General features: G+C 47.6%; 12 protein-coding genes. 3 read left to right on the forward strand and 9 right to left on the reverse strand.

The window, feature by feature from the left end:
* Nucleotide 1: 1 nt before the first annotated feature.
* From mfd to GM173_RS03180, 9 genes are all read right to left on the reverse strand, one after another.
* Nucleotides 2-3,412 carry a transcription-repair coupling factor gene (gene mfd / locus GM173_RS03140; protein WP_203569866.1) on the reverse strand — a complete coding sequence of 1,137 codons (3,411 nt, stop codon included), beginning with the start codon at nt 3,410-3,412 and terminating at the stop codon, nt 2-4.
* A gap of 117 nt (nt 3,413-3,529) precedes the next feature.
* Nucleotides 3,530-4,021 carry a FixH family protein gene (locus GM173_RS03145; protein ID WP_203569867.1) on the reverse strand — a complete coding sequence of 164 codons (492 nt, stop codon included), beginning with the start codon at nt 4,019-4,021 and terminating at the stop codon, nt 3,530-3,532.
* A 1-nt stretch (nt 4,022) separates the two neighbouring features.
* Nucleotides 4,023-5,459 carry a cytochrome c oxidase accessory protein CcoG gene (ccoG, locus tag GM173_RS03150; RefSeq protein ID WP_203569868.1) on the reverse strand — a complete coding sequence of 479 codons (1,437 nt, stop codon included), beginning with the start codon at nt 5,457-5,459 and terminating at the stop codon, nt 4,023-4,025.
* Nucleotides 5,460-5,672: 213 nt separating this feature from the next.
* Nucleotides 5,673-6,584 carry a cytochrome-c oxidase, cbb3-type subunit III gene (gene ccoP, locus GM173_RS03155; RefSeq protein WP_203569869.1) on the reverse strand — a complete coding sequence of 304 codons (912 nt, stop codon included), beginning with the start codon at nt 6,582-6,584 and terminating at the stop codon, nt 5,673-5,675.
* An 18-nt stretch (nt 6,585-6,602) separates the two neighbouring features.
* Complete coding sequence (locus GM173_RS03160; protein ID WP_203569870.1) at nt 6,603-6,770, reverse strand: cbb3-type cytochrome oxidase subunit 3; 168 nt, start codon at nt 6,768-6,770, stop codon at nt 6,603-6,605.
* Nucleotides 6,771-6,775: 5 nt separating this feature from the next.
* Nucleotides 6,776-7,390: a cytochrome-c oxidase, cbb3-type subunit II gene (gene ccoO, locus GM173_RS03165; RefSeq protein ID WP_203569871.1), complete on the reverse strand. Its 615-nt coding sequence runs from the start codon at nt 7,388-7,390 to the stop codon at nt 6,776-6,778.
* A gap of 19 nt (nt 7,391-7,409) precedes the next feature.
* Entirely contained in the window at nt 7,410-8,834 is a 1,425-nt protein-coding gene (ccoN, locus tag GM173_RS03170) for a cytochrome-c oxidase, cbb3-type subunit I (RefSeq protein WP_203569872.1), read from the reverse strand.
* 236 nt (nt 8,835-9,070) lie between these two features.
* Nucleotides 9,071-9,265, reverse strand: a complete 195-nt coding sequence (gene ccoS / locus GM173_RS03175; RefSeq protein ID WP_203569873.1) for a cbb3-type cytochrome oxidase assembly protein CcoS — start codon at nt 9,263-9,265, stop codon at nt 9,071-9,073.
* Between the two features lies 1 nt (nt 9,266).
* Nucleotides 9,267-11,711, reverse strand: coding sequence for a heavy metal translocating P-type ATPase (locus GM173_RS03180; RefSeq protein WP_203569874.1), 2,445 nt, complete (start codon nt 11,709-11,711; stop codon nt 9,267-9,269).
* A 219-nt stretch (nt 11,712-11,930) separates the two neighbouring features.
* On the opposite strand from GM173_RS03180, the gene GM173_RS03185 reads away from it, so the two are divergent.
* The 3 genes from GM173_RS03185 to GM173_RS03195 all read left to right on the forward strand — a co-directional run bounded on the left by GM173_RS03185 (nt 11,931) and on the right by GM173_RS03195 (nt 14,346).
* Nucleotides 11,931-12,296, forward strand: coding sequence for a CidA/LrgA family protein (locus tag GM173_RS03185; protein ID WP_203569875.1), 366 nt, complete (start codon nt 11,931-11,933; stop codon nt 12,294-12,296).
* Nucleotides 12,293-13,012 carry an LrgB family protein gene (locus GM173_RS03190; RefSeq protein ID WP_203569876.1) on the forward strand — a complete coding sequence of 240 codons (720 nt, stop codon included), beginning with the start codon at nt 12,293-12,295 and terminating at the stop codon, nt 13,010-13,012. The genes GM173_RS03185 and GM173_RS03190 overlap by 4 nt, the downstream gene beginning before the upstream one ends.
* 71 nt (nt 13,013-13,083) lie before the next feature.
* The gene (locus GM173_RS03195) at nt 13,084-14,346 is read left to right on the forward strand and encodes a voltage-gated chloride channel family protein (protein ID WP_203569877.1); all 1,263 of its coding nucleotides are present in this window, start codon (nt 13,084-13,086) and stop codon (nt 14,344-14,346) included.
* The last annotated feature ends 1 nt before the right edge of the window (nt 14,347 follow it).

The following is a 14,347-nucleotide window of genomic DNA, read 5'->3' on the forward strand; positions in this document are numbered from 1 at the left end:
ATTAAGTCAGCTCTCGCAGTAATTCATTAATTCGCGCTGCACGCAGTGCGCTGGATGGCCAGTCGCCCTCGATGCGTAATTTATCTTGGCCTTGTAGTTTGTAATGTTTTTTACTTTGAATCAGGGTGATGATTTTCATCGGCTCTACAATGGTGTTTTGTGCGAAATGCACGATGATTGCCGTGTCGGCAGCATCAATTTTGCTGATGCCCAGCGGTTTTGCGAGCATCCGCAAGCGATGGCAGTCGAGCAGCACTTTGGCGGGCTCTGGTAAGAGACCAAATCGATCAACGAGTTCTTGGTGAATGTCGTTGAGCTCGTCTTTTTCATCGACGCTGGCAAGGCGTTTATACAGTGATAAACGCTCGTTGATATCGGGGCAGTAGTCTTCTGGCAATAGCGCGGGTGAATGCAGATTGATTTCGGTGGTGACGCCCAGCGGTTGTGATAGATCGGGTTCTTTGCCGGATTTGAGGGCTTTAACGGCTTCTTTGAGCATCTGTGAGTACAGCGCAAAGCCGATTTCTTGCATCTCACCCGATTGCGAATCACCCAACACTTCGCCGGCACCGCGAATTTCCAAGTCATGCATCGCTAAGTAGAAGCCGCTGCCGAGTTCTTCCATTTGCTGAATCGCCTCAAGTCGTTTTTTCGCGTCTTTGCTAATACCTTCTAGGTCGGGAACAAGTAAGTAGGCGTAGGCTTGATGGTGCGAGCGACCAACGCGACCACGCATCTGGTGTAATTGCGCCAGGCCAAATTTGTCGGCGCGATTCATCAAAATCGTATTGGCATTCGGGATGTCGATACCATTTTCGATAATGGTTGAGCAGAGCAGTAAATTAAATCGTTGCTGCGTAAAATCGCGCATCACGTGTTCGAGCTCACGGCCGCGCATTTGACCATGTGCCACGCCGATGCGTGCTTCAGGCAGCAGGGCGGTTAGCTTCTCGCGCATGTTTTCGATGGTGTCGACTTCATTGTGTAAGAAGAACACCTGCCCGCCACGTTTGAGTTCACGTAATACCGCTTCGCGGATAATGCCGTCAGAAAATTTCGCAACAAAAGTTTTAACAGCAAGGCGTTTGTTCGGTGCTGTGGCAATGACCGAAAAATCGCGCAGGCCTTCCAAGCTCATTGCCAAGGTACGTGGAATCGGCGTTGCGGTTAGTGTGAGGACGTCTACATTCGCGCGTAGGGCTTTGAGTTGTTCTTTTTGCCGAACGCCAAAGCGATGTTCTTCATCGATAATCACCAAGCCAAGATGTTTGAACACCACGTCGGGCTGAACTAATTTGTGAGTGCCGATGACGATATCGACGCTGCCATCGGCAAGGCCTGCAATCGCGGCAGCGGTTTCTTTACCAGAACGGAATCGTGACAATTCGGCAATTTTGATCGGCCAATCAGAAAATCTGTCAGCAAAAGTTTGATAATGTTGTTCGGCGAGCAAGGTCGTGGGTACAAGGACGGCGACTTGCTTCCCGCCCGCTACCGCGGCAAACGCAGCGCGGAGCGCCACTTCTGTTTTACCAAAGCCGACGTCGCCGCAAACGAGGCGATCCATCGGTTGCTTCACGCGCATGTCAACCAAGACGGCTTCAATCGCGCCAGCTTGATCGGCCGTTTCTTCAAAGCCAAAGCCAGCAGCAAAGGCTTCATAGTCGTGCGGATTCCATTCAAAGGCATGGCCTTCTCGTGCTGCACGGCGGGCGTATAAATTGAGTAATTCGGCTGCGGTGTCGCGGACTTGCTCGGCGGCTTTGCGTTTGGTTTTTTCCCAAGAGCCAGAGCCGAGTTTGTGCATCGGTGCGGTTTCGGAGGCGCCGCCCGAGTAGCGCGAAATCACATGTAATTGACTCACCGGCACATAAAGCTTGTCATTGCCAGAATATTCAATCAGCAATAGCTCTGTCGCGCCGTCGCCTAAATCCATTGACGTCAGGCCCATATAGCGGCCAATGCCGTGCGCTTCGTGCACGACGGGGTCGCCGATTTTGAGTTCGGACAAATCGCGCAACATTGCATCGGTATTACTGCGTTTTTGTTGCTTCTTGCCGCGGCTTTGGATGACTGAAGGGTAGAGGTCGGCTTCGGTAATCACCGCAATCGATTGGTTTTGTTGCGCAAGCCGTTTCCATTCAAAGCCTCTAAATAGTGGGGAAGCCAAAAGCACAGCATGTTCACTGCTGGCGAGCGCATCCGCCCAGCTGTCGACTAGTGCGGGTGTGAAACCATATTCGGCAAAAAATTGCGCCATCGTTTCGCGGCGACCGAGACTTTCTGCACTGAGAATGACTTTCCCGCGGTACTGGCTAATGAAATCGTTGAGGCGACGGATTGGGTTTTCATTACGTCGATCTACGTCTAGCGTTGGTAAAGCTTGGGTGAGGCTGGTCTCGCCCTGAATCAGATCAATGCGCCGGTATTTTTTGATGTTGGCAAACAATACATCGGGTTCGACAAACAATTGTCGTGGTGGCAGTAGGGGTCTATCTTTTTCACCGTAGCTAAGCTTGTGTCGCTCGGCAATATCTTGCCAGTATTGCCCTGCACCCGTTAATAAATCTCCATGCAAGGCCAATACTGCATCTTTGGGTAGGTAATCAAATACAGTGGCGGTGTGATCAAAAAACAGCGGCAGGTAGTATTCAATCCCCGCAGGGATGACACCATTTGAGATATCTTTGTAGAGTCTGGCTTTAGAAGGATCACCTTCAAATGCTTCGCGGAAGTTTTGGCGAAATTTTTTGCGGCCTTCTTCATCGGTTGGAAATTCTCGCGCCGGAAGCAGGCGAATTTCGGGTACTGGGTACAGGCTACGTTGTGTATCAACATCAAAAGTGCGGATCGATTCGATTTCGTTATCGAACAAATCAATTCGGAATGGCAAGCTGCTGCCCATTGGGAATAAGTCAATCAGACCGCCACGAATGGAAAACTCACCAGGGCTGTAAACTTGGGTGACGTGGTTGTAACCCGCAAAAGCCATATCGGCACGCAGTTTTTCTGCGTCGAATGGGTCACCTTTTTTGATGAAAAAAGTCGTTGCAGTTAAAAATTCAACGGGCGGCAAAATTCCCATTGCCGTTTGCAGCGGGACGATCAAAATATCCACTGTGTTTTGCCGTACTTGCCACAGTGTTGCGAGTCGTTCGCTAATTAAATCGGAGTGGGGGGAGAAATGATCATAAGGGAGCGTTTCCCAGTCGGGGAGCTGTAGCACGACTTTTTCAGGCAGAAAAAAACCGAGTTCATCTTTGAGTCTGGCGGCTTCTTGGGCGTTGGCTGTGAAAATGACCAGTGGCCGTGTAGCTTGAGCGTAACTCGCCAATAACATGGCATCGGCCGAACCGTGCGGTTGCGCAATCTGTAGACGTTCGTTAGTACGAGGAATTTCTGGAAGCGACATAAGACGAGTACGCACCGTAAAGACTGGGGAACTAGCGATTATACCAGTCCTAGGATGGACTCAATATGGCAAAAGGGCTGAATCAATCGGCCCTTTTGTGTTTTAAGGTGGTGCGTATTAAGGTAATGCGACGCTTTCGCTGCGTTGGGTGGCCCACGGTTTGCGTAGGCTCCACGTTGAACTGTTGTCGCTTAATTCGAGATACCAATTGCCTGCTGCTAAGGCTTGCTTGAGTTGACCAGTGTACATGCTGCCTGCGGGCTGACTGAGTGTGATTTCTTGATCGAGTCCGTTTAAAGTGGGGTGAACCAATTTGAGCTTGATTGGGCCAAGGTTGTTTTGATTGAATAAAACTCGAATCGATTGTTGGTTGTCGCCAAGAATTACTTGTGCCGTAATCCCTTTTGCGGCGGCATTTTTTTCTAGCTGCAGACGTTGGTTGATGTTGTTGCCTTCTTTGTAATAGTTGTCGCTCACTAAGCTGTCTTTAGAGGTGGCGGCTAGATATAGCATGTGTGCCCCCCCCATGATGGCGAGCACAGGGAAGGTAATTAACAGCCAGACATGGGCGTGTTTGTACCATGGTTTTTGTTCGTCGTGTGTACTCATCTTATTTTCCAATGAAGGTGGCTTTTTCAGTGACGGTTTGGCTAGGGTCGTCTTTTGCCGTCACAATAAATCTAATTTCATGGCTGCCCGCTTTGGCGTGTTCCGGTGGAACCTGCACTCGAACTGAGAGATTGTCGATGACCGTTGACGGCAGTTCGATAGAATCTTTGCCAATAAGTTTCACCTCTGGCAGACCTTCAACTCGAATCAGATAAACATGGTCTTTTTCGCTGGCGTTTTGAATGAGTAAGCGGAATGTATTTTCAAGGTTACCATCTTCGGCTTCTCGAACTAGTGCTACACGGTCGCGTTCAATATTTAATTTAATTGGCTGACGCATTAGTAAAGAGCTGATTGTCACAGTCAGCACAATGCTGATCACGACTGCGTACATGATCACGCGTGGGCGTTTGATTTTTTTGATGATGTCGCTTTCGGGATATTTGTGCTCAAGTGCGTTTTCTGTGGTGTAGCGTACGAGCCCACGTGGATAATTCATTTTATCCATGATTTCATCACAGGCGTCGATGCAGGCGGCACAGCCTATGCATTCATATTGCAAACCATTGCGAATGTCGATCCCGACTGGGCAAACTTGTACACACATTGAGCAATCTATGCAGTCACCTAGACCATCCGCTTTGTAGTCACTCCCTTTTTTACGGCTGCCGCGGTTTTCACCGCGCTCTTTGTCGTAGCTGATGATGAGTGTATCAGCATCAAACATTGCGCTTTGAAAACGGGCGTATGGACACATGTATTTACAAACTTGCTCTCGCATCCAGCCTGCGTTGCCATAAGTGGCAAAACCATAGAACAGTATCCAGAATATTTCATAGCCAGAAAGAGCAAAAACAATCAGATTGCCCCATAGCTCGCGGATCGGCGTGAAAAAACCAACAAAGGTAAAACCTGTCCAGAGGGCAAAGAGTACCCATATTGCATGTTTTGTTGCTTTAAGGCGTATTTTTCGTGCGCTTAAAGGGGCGTTGTCGAGTTTGATCCGAGCGCCACGATCACCCTCGACCCATTTTTCTATCCAGAGAAAAATCTCGGTGTACACCGTTTGTGGGCAGGCATAGCCACACCATAGGCGACCACCAATTGTGGTCCATGCAAAAAGACCAAAGGCGGATAGTAAGAGTAGGGCGGTTAAATAGATAAAATCTTGCGGCAGAAAAACGAGGCTAAAAATATAGAATTTACGATTTGCTAAATCAAACAGCAGTGCCTGCCGATCATTGATTTCTAACCAAGGCACACAATAAAAAAACAATTGGGTCGCGATTACGAAAAAAATACGCCAGTTATTCCAAAAGCCAGTAATCCAGCGTGGATAGATTTTTTTGTGAGCCGCGTACAGCATGACTTCTTCGAGTTCTCCGTCATCTTTTACATTAATGACGTTGACTGGAATGTCTTTTAATTTTTTGCTCATGATGGCTCCTTGGCAAAAACGATGGTGAAAGTTTTGTAAGTAGTCCGGCAAAAAATCCGCATTTCGTCGGGGCGCTTTACTGTACAAATGTACTGTTTTTGGCTTGCCCGTTTTGGGGAAAAGCTGTGACTCAGTTACTTAACTTTAAGCATTGTTCTTCGGTTAATGAAAAACGGGCGGAAAAACCGCCCGCATATAAAGTAAAGCTAGATTTTATTTTTGCTCTTGGCGTAGGCTAAATACATAAGCGGCCAACAAGTGAACTTTTCCATCGCCGAGGAACTCTTTCCATGCTGGCATGACATTGTCACGACCATTGGTAATGGTTTCTACGATGGTGTTTTCGGAGCCGCCGTACAGCCAAACATTGTCAGTTAGGTTCGGTGCACCAATATCTTGATTGCCTTTACCTTCTGTACCATGGCAAGCAACACACACTTGCGCAAAAGTAACCGCGCCGCGTTCTGCGCGAACGTTGTTGTGAGCGGCATTACCTGATAATTTCATCACGTAGTTGGCTACGTCACGCACTTTTTCTTCACCAAAAGCTGCGCCAAATGCTGGCATTTGGCCGTGGCGACCTAAATTAAGTGTTTCTTTAATTTTTTCAGGTGAGCCACCGTAGAGCCAATCTCCATCGGTAAGATTTGGAAAACCTTTGGCCCCGCGCGCATCAGAACCATGACATTGAATACAGTAGGTTTGAAACAAGTTCTTACCCATGGAAACCGCCTCAGGCGATTTAATCACTTCTGTCAATGGCATGTTCAGGAACGACGCATACATGCTGTCGGTTCTTTGATCAGATTTGGCGACTTCAGCTTTGTATTGGCCGACTGAGCTCCAGTTCTTTAAGTTGCCAAAAGCAACTAAACCAGGATAAAGCGTCAAGTAAACTAAGCCAAAAATGAGGGTCAGCACAAACATACCAACCCACCAGCCTGGTAATGGGTTGTTATATTCTTCTAGGTTGCCATCCCAAACGTGGCCAGTTACTTCTGCTTTTTCGCCTTTTTTAAGCTTTACTTTCATTTGCGTTACAAGAATGTAGGCGCAATAGAAAATGCCACCTAGCGAAACTGCGGCAATAAAGTAGCCCCAAAAACTACTTGAAAAATCATCCATATTTACTCTCCGAACGCTTTAGGTCTGCTTGTCTGACGGTGGTAGATCGTCGTCTAGGAACACGCGCTGTGCTTCCTCGTCAAAGGCGGCTTTGTTTCGTTTGCTGAAGGCCCAAAAGCAAATTCCCACGAACAAAACAAAACCCACAACGGTAACGATGACTCGTATTTCGTTCTGCAGATCCATCGCGCTTACCTTTTGTTTTTCAGAACAAGACCCAAGCCTTGCAGGTAGGCAATCACGGCATCCATCTCTGTTTTGCCTTCCACTGCTTTAGCTGCATTTGCAATGTCTGCATCCGTGTATGGATCACCCAATTGGCGCAGTGCAGTCATTTTCTTTGGCAGCATTTCAGCATCGACAGGGCGAGCTGCTAAAAATGCGAATGCAGGCATATTTGATTCGGGCACTACGTCACGTGGGTTCATCAAATGAGTGCGGTGCCATTCATCCGAGTAACGTCCACCTACACGAGCCAGATCAGGCCCGGTCCGTTTAGAGCCCCATTGGAATGGCCTATCATAAACAGACTCGCCAGCGACAGAGAAGTGACCATAGCGCTCCGTTTCCGAGCGGAAAGGACGAATCATTTGTGAGTGACATGCGTAGCAGCCTTCACGAATGTATACATCCCTACCTGCCAGTTGTAGTGCGCTATAGGGCTTAACTCCGTCAATTGGCTTTGTTACTGATTTGCTAAACATGAGCGGTAAGATTTCTACAAACATCGCTACGCTCAGCGTGAACAAAGTCAGGATGATTAAGTAGAAAACATTTTCTTCAACAATCTTTTGCAGCTTATTCATATTATTTTTCCTTCTGCAATCAGGCGTGCGCTGCAACGGCTGGGATTTTCGCATCAACGGCTTTGCCAATTGAAACGGTGCGCAGAACGTTGTAAAGCATTAAAAACATGCCTGATAAGAAGCAAGCACCACCCAAGAAACGAATAAAGTAGTACGGGTAAGTGGCTTTTACAGACTCAATAAAGGCGTAAGTCAAAGTGCCGTCTGGATTCACCGCGCTCCACATCAAGCCTTGTGTTACACCGGCGATCCACATTGAGGCGATGTACAACACTGTGCCCAAAGTAGCCATCCAGAAGTGAACTTCAATCAGTTTTACTGAGTACATTTGTTCGCGATTGAACAAGCGTGGGATCAGGTAGTAAGTTGCACCGATAGTAATCATCGCTACCCAGCCCAAAGCACCTGAGTGAACATGGCCTACTGTCCAGTCGGTGTAATGGCTCAAGGCGTTCACCGATTTGATTGCCATCATTGGACCTTCGAACGTTGACATGCCGTAGAACGACAGCGCAGTAACGAGGAATTTCAGAATTGGATCGGTACGCAGTTTATGCCATGCACCAGACAGCGTCATAATCCCGTTGATCATACCGCCCCAGCTTGGTGCCAGTAGAATCAGTGAGAACACCATACCCAAAGATTGGGTCCAGTCAGGTAATGCGGTGTAATGTAAGTGGTGTGGACCGGCCCACATATAGGTGAATGCAAGTGCCCAGAAGTGCACCACAGACAGACGATATGAGTAAACAGGGCGACCTGCTTGTTTTGGAACGAAGTAATACATCATCCCTAGGAAGCCTGCGGTCAAGAAGAAACCCACGGCGTTGTGACCGTACCACCATTGCACCATTGCATCGACTGCGCCAGAGTAAATTGAATACGATTGCATCGTACCCAAGATTGGCAATGCCATGCTATTGACAATGTGTAGCAACGCAACGGCTAGGATAAATGCACCATAGAACCAGTTGGCAACATAGATGTGCTTCACTTTGCGTGTTGCAATCGTGCCAAAAAAGACAATGGCATAGCAAACCCAAATTACAGTAATCAAAAGATCAATCGGCCAAGCCAATTCAGCATACTCTTTACCCTGGGTGTAACCCAAAGGTAGGGTAATTGCTGCTAACACAATCACTAGCTGCCATCCCCAAAAGTGGAAGGCGGCGAGTTTGTCGCTAATAAGGCGAACGTTACAGGTGCGTTGGACTACGTAGTACGACGTTGCGAATAAGCCGCATCCACCAAATGCGAAAATAACTGCATTCGTGTGAAGAGGGCGTAAACGGCCAAAATGAAAATAAGGGCCGACATTGAGCTCTGGCCAGAACATTTGCGCGGCGATAATTACGCCGACCAACATTCCGACAATACCCCAAACGACCGTCATGATGGCAAACTGCCGAACCACTTTGTAATTGTATGTGGCTTGGTTTTCCATTAGAGCGCTCCGATTGATCTCCAACTGCTTGGAATTGAGTTAATAACTTTTTTATTTGTTTACGATAAGTTTGTTTTGGTCTGTGCCAAATTATTTAGCAACCTAGTTAGATATCAATCTCATTGAATATGAAATTGATACCCTCTGAACTATACGCAACTAAAAAACCAGCAAACTTGATTTGGATCAAGTGTGCATAGTTACAAACCGGCTGATTTTACCTTGTTGAGCGGCTTTCAGTCAGGAAATTTTTGTTTTTCTTCGCTTGAGTCTGCTTCTTTTGAATCGTAGTTGTCATTGTCATGCAAAATTCGCCAGCTTGGTCCTTCTAAATCGTCGAGCTGGCCGCTGCGTATCGTCCACCAGAAAACAAAGCCAATTACAAAAGCAATCACAATCGAGAGTGGAATCAGTAGATAGAGGCTTTCCATTTTATAGGTTCTTTTTGCGTGAAGATGGAATAAGGCGTAGCGCATTCAGCACAACTAACAGCGAGCTCATCGCCATGCCAATGCTGGCCAGCCATGGTGTGACAAAGCCCGCTGCCGCCAAAGGCAATGCGGCAATATTGTAAAGTAGTGCCCACAGTAAATTTTGCTTGATGATGTGTTGAGTTTTCTTAGCTAGCTTAAATGCCGCAGGTAAACAGGCTAAATTATTATTCAGCAAGACCATATCGCCAGCCGCGTGAGCTATGTCAACGCCAGCTCCCATTGCAATCGAAACGTTTGCGAGTGCCAGTACAGGGGCATCATTGACGCCATCGCCGATCATTAGCACGATTTTTCCACTACTTTGCAATGCTTGAATGTAGGCGACTTTGGCCTCGGGTGTCGCTTGCGCGCGCACATTATTGATCTGAAGTTGTTCAGCAATATGATTGACGGGGTGCAGCTGATCGCCTGAAACAAGGTGTAGTTGAAAGCCGGACTGATGTAGTTTATGAATCAGTTCAGCGGCTTCTGGGCGTAAGGAGTCAGCTAGCACAAAGGCGGCAAGCCAGGTATTTCCGTCAGATAAAGCAATAATAGAGCCTTCAGCCTCATACTGTTCTAGTGTATGTGGAATGGCTTGGTTCAATAAATTAGCGATAAATGTTAACGAGCCGATCCAGTATTGCTGCCCATCGATAATCCCAGATAGCCCACCCTGCGCATGTTTTTGTACCTGTGTAACCGCTACTGTTGCTGATGGCTTGCCTTCGTGGGCAAAGGCCTTGGCAATTGGATGCTCTGATTGGCTTTCTAAAATTTGTGCAATCTGTAGTGCCGGCTGAGCTTCGAGCGCTAATGGTATTGCACGAACGATGCGTGGTTCGCCATAGGTCAAAGTGCCGGTTTTATCTAAAACGATGTCGGTGACGCCGGCCATGGTTTCTAATAAGTTGGCACGCGTTACCAATAAACCCAGTTGAGCCAAATGGCCGGTTGCCGCCGTTAATGCGGTGGGGGTTGCGAGTGAGAGCGCACAAGGGCAGGAAATGACCAGCAAGGCAACGGTGATCGGTAGTGCATGAACGGGATCGTGTACACGCCAGTACCAAAAGGTCAGTGTTGCTGCCAAGAGTAAACCAAGGACAAACCAGCCTGAAATTCGGTCTGCTATCGCCGCTAGGCGTGGTTTTTGCTCGAGGGCTTGATCCAAGATTCGTACCATGCCCGCAATACGGGTATTGGCACCGGTGAGCTTAACTTCGATTGTGAGTGGGGACAGCAGATTGGATGTTCCTGCAGTGACATTTGAGCCCGATGTTTTCTGAATCGGGTGTGATTCACCTGTTAGCATGGCTTCGTTAACGTCGCTATTTCCATCGAGAACGATTCCATCAATGGGGATGATTTCCCCTGCTTTGACCACGATTTGATCGCCGACCTTGAGTCGTGCTACGGCGGTTTCATGCAGGCTTTGATCGCTATGTAATTGATGGGCAAAGGTCGGGACTAATTTAACGAGTTTTTCGGCGGCTGCGCCTGCATTGCGGCGAGCTTTGAGTTCAAGATAGCGTCCGCTTAGTAGTAAAAAGACGAACATGGATACCGAATCAAAATAGATTTCGCCATGTTGGGTGATTAAGGAATAAACGCTGGCAAAAAAGGCAATCAATACGCCAAGGCTGACTGGCAAATCCATTCCGGCGCGGCCGTGGCGTAAATCGCGCCAGCTATTACGGTAAAAGGGCCAGCAAGAATAGAGTACCACCGGGAGTGTGAGTAGGGCACTGCCCCAGTGCATCATGGTTAACCACAGATCTTCAATTTCACCATCTGCCGATAAATAAATTGGCACGACAAACATCATGACCTGCATCATGGAGAGGCCAGCAACCCAAAGGCGAAACAGCGCGGATTTTCTTTGTTTTTGCCAATTGACCTCGTCTCTGGCGTGATCATACGGTACGGCGCGGTAGCCGATCGCGGCGATGTGTTCCAAAATAGTCGATAGTTGAATCTGGCTGTCATCCCAGCAAATTCGTGCTCGATAGCTTGAATAATTAATTGAAACGGATTGCACACCTTTGAGTTGGGCGATGTGTTGCTCATTGAGCCAAATACAGGCGGCGCAGCTAATGCCCTCTAAAATCAGCGCCGCTTCTTTGGTATGTGTACCAGTTTGGTGAACAAAATCAGCTTGTAGTTGTGTGTCGTCGTACAAAGATAATTGTTCAAGCAGCTCGGTGGGGAGTGGCTCTTTGCGATCGGCTGGTTTCTCACGCTGCGCGTAATATTGATCTAAACCGCTGCTAATAATAGTTTCAGCGACTGCTTTGCAGCCGATACAGCAAACAGGGTAACTCACATTGTGATAGCGGATATGCAACTCACTATCGGGCGGGCATGGCTCTGCACAGTGAAAGCAAGGGGTGGTGTCGATTTTCATTTGACTATTTTAGCGAAAAGCATTCCCGCGTGGGGAAGCATTTCTTGCCGCGTTGATCCCCGAGGACGAACATCATAAGGTGAGCAATTTCGTTTTGCACGGCGCAATTTCCCTTGCCTCGCGCGGCACATTGCTTTGAATGTTATTTCTTACTCTAGGCATTGCCACCTTGAAGCAGTACAGTGGCACTTTATTGATGATATTAAATTAGGGTTTGCCATGTTGTACGGCTTATCAATTATTTTTCTGGCGCTAGTTGGGGGCGAGTTTGTTCGTCAATTATTTGATTTGCCTGTTCCCAGTGTGGTGTTGGGTATGTTGTTACTCACACTTTGGTGTGTGGTACGTGGTAAGGCGGAATTAAGAGTGGCGCTGGCTTCCGAGGGTTTACTGCGCTACTTGGGTATTTTGTTTGTGCCAGCAGGAGTAGGCTTGATAGAGCTTGGTGATCGATTAGAGGCACAGGGTTTGGCGATGATGGTCACAATTATGCTGTCAACACTCCTAACATTACTAACAACGGCTTGGATTCTGAATTTTTTGCTGGTACGCCGGCAAAATAAAGAAGCGGAGTCTAGCCGATGAGTGTTTCCATTCATCTTGCGCAGTTCCCTGCGACTTGGATTGCTGTAACTGGCGTGGCTTATTTGCTTGCCAATGCGCTGTATAAACGTGCCCATTGTTTTCCTTTGCTTAATCCAGTTTTGGTCTCGGTGCTAATGATTATTGGATTATTAAAGTTAACTAAAACGTCCTATACCGTTTATTTTTATGGGGCACAGCCGATTCATTTGTTACTAGGGCCTGCAACGGTGGCTCTAGCGATTCCTTTGTATACCAACTTAGCCAAAATGAAACAGTATTTTTGGCCTTTATGCATCGCTTTGCTGATTGGCTCCGTGGTAGGTATGGTGTCTGTGCTGATTATTGGGTCGGTGTTAGGGTTGGATTGGCATACGATACTATCATTCGTACCTAAATCATGCACAACGCCAATTGCGATGGCTTTAGCTAAAGAGCATGGTGGTATTTCATCGTTGACTGCTAATGCAGTGATTATTGCTGGGGTGGGGGGGGCGGCCTTGGCTGTGCCTTTGTATCATTGGCTAAATATCAAGCATGAAGTCGCTCAAGGGTTTGCCTTAGGTTTGGCTTCGCATGGTGTTGGAACGGCGCGTGCTTTTCAGATTTCTGAAACCGCCGGTGCTTTTTCGGGCTTGGCGATGGGTTTTAATGGGGTTGTGACAGCCTTGTTGCTACCCTTGGTGCTTAGTGTCTGGGCGTATTTATATTATCTATAGGTATGGTCTTGTGAGCGCTGCATAAGAAGGCGTTCAGGCTTATACATCAATTACGTGGGCTGATCGCATTTATGTCTGGTTATGCTTTTTATCGACAAATATTTCGTGATCTCTTGCTCTGGATTCCTTTAGCGCTAGCAATCGGTTTGCTAGGGGGCTTGGCGTCGGCTGTTTTGTTGGTGTCGCTGGAGTGGGCTACACAAACGCGTGTGGCTAATCCGCAAATTATCTGGCTTTTGCCGTTGGGTGGGTTTGCTGTCGGGTATTTGTATCATCGTTTTGGTCGCAGTATTGAGTCGGGCAGTAACCTACTGATTGACGAGGTTCATAATCCTAAGGCAGTCATTCCTTTACGAATGGCACCTTTAGTCTTGCTTGGCACTGTTTTGTCCCATCTTTTTGGCGCATCGGTTGGCCGGGAGGGAACGGCGGTTCAGATGGCGGGAACATTTGCTGATCAAATTGCACTTTGGACCAAGCGGACTCCAGAGGTGCGTAGAGCGATCTTAATGGCAGGAATGAGCGCAGGTTTCGCCGGTGTGTTTGGTACCCCTATAGCGGGGGCCGTGTTTGGCTTGGAGGTGTTGGCGCTGGGGAAGATGCGCAATAACGCTTTGTTTCCTTGCTTGATCGCGAGCTTAAGTAGTGATGGCTTAGTGCGAGCCATTGGAGTGCATCATACCCATTACGCAATTGCATCTATTCCGGTGGTAACGTTGAAAGGGCTTGCTGCAGTATTGATTGCCGGGATTGTCTTTGGCTTGGCAGGAAAGTTATTTGCAGAAACGACTCATTGGTTTGCGCGTCAATTTAAGCGTATTAAATATCAACCATTACGGCCATTTATTGGTGGATTGGTATTGTCTGTAGTGGTGTATATGACGGGCGCTTATCGTTACATTGGCCTGGGGATACCGAGTATTGTTGAATCTTTTTCTCAGCCCTTATCATTATTTGATGCGCCATTAAAATTTCTATTTACTACTTTTTCATTGGGTGCAGGATTTAAAGGTGGCGAAGTTACCCCGCTGTTTTATATTGGCGCAACTTTGGGCAATGCCTTGGCTCCGTTATTGGATATGCCGTACCCATTATTGGCTGGTTTAGGATTTGTGGCGGTATTTGCGGGTGCAGCTAATACGCCATTAGCATCTAGCTTGATGGCGATTGAGTTATTTGGTGCGGCAATTGCACCCTATGCGTTATTAGCTTGTGTGGTCGCTTTTTTATTCTCTGGGCATAGCAGCATTTATGTTGCGCAACGTTTGGGAGCGGGAAAAGGCCGCCCTATCCATGATGAGCAAGCGACGACACGTTTATCGGATTTGAATTAAT

The organism is Deefgea chitinilytica, assembly GCF_016881405.1.
GTDB lineage: Bacteria > Pseudomonadota > Gammaproteobacteria > Burkholderiales > Chitinibacteraceae > Deefgea > Deefgea chitinilytica.

Coding starts and splice junctions, on each gene's coding strand:
- GM173_RS03190 (WP_203569876.1), top strand. CDS start 12,293: ATGAGTGTTTCCATTCATCTTGCGCAGTTCCCTGCGACTTGGATTGCT.
- ccoN (WP_203569872.1), bottom strand. CDS start 8,834: ATGGAAAACCAAGCCACATACAATTACAAAGTGGTTCGGCAGTTTGCC.
- ccoG (WP_203569868.1), bottom strand. CDS start 5,459: ATGAGCAAAAAATTAAAAGACATTCCAGTCAACGTCATTAATGTAAAA.
- mfd (WP_203569866.1), bottom strand. CDS start 3,412: ATGTCGCTTCCAGAAATTCCTCGTACTAACGAACGTCTACAGATTGCG.
- GM173_RS03195 (WP_203569877.1), top strand. CDS start 13,084: ATGTCTGGTTATGCTTTTTATCGACAAATATTTCGTGATCTCTTGCTC.
- GM173_RS03160 (WP_203569870.1), bottom strand. CDS start 6,770: ATGGATCTGCAGAACGAAATACGAGTCATCGTTACCGTTGTGGGTTTT.
- GM173_RS03180 (WP_203569874.1), bottom strand. CDS start 11,711: ATGAAAATCGACACCACCCCTTGCTTTCACTGTGCAGAGCCATGCCCG.
- GM173_RS03185 (WP_203569875.1), top strand. CDS start 11,931: ATGTTGTACGGCTTATCAATTATTTTTCTGGCGCTAGTTGGGGGCGAG.
- GM173_RS03145 (WP_203569867.1), bottom strand. CDS start 4,021: ATGAGTACACACGACGAACAAAAACCATGGTACAAACACGCCCATGTC.
- ccoS (WP_203569873.1), bottom strand. CDS start 9,265: ATGGAAAGCCTCTATCTACTGATTCCACTCTCGATTGTGATTGCTTTT.
- ccoP (WP_203569869.1), bottom strand. CDS start 6,584: ATGGATGATTTTTCAAGTAGTTTTTGGGGCTACTTTATTGCCGCAGTT.
- ccoO (WP_203569871.1), bottom strand. CDS start 7,390: ATGAATAAGCTGCAAAAGATTGTTGAAGAAAATGTTTTCTACTTAATC.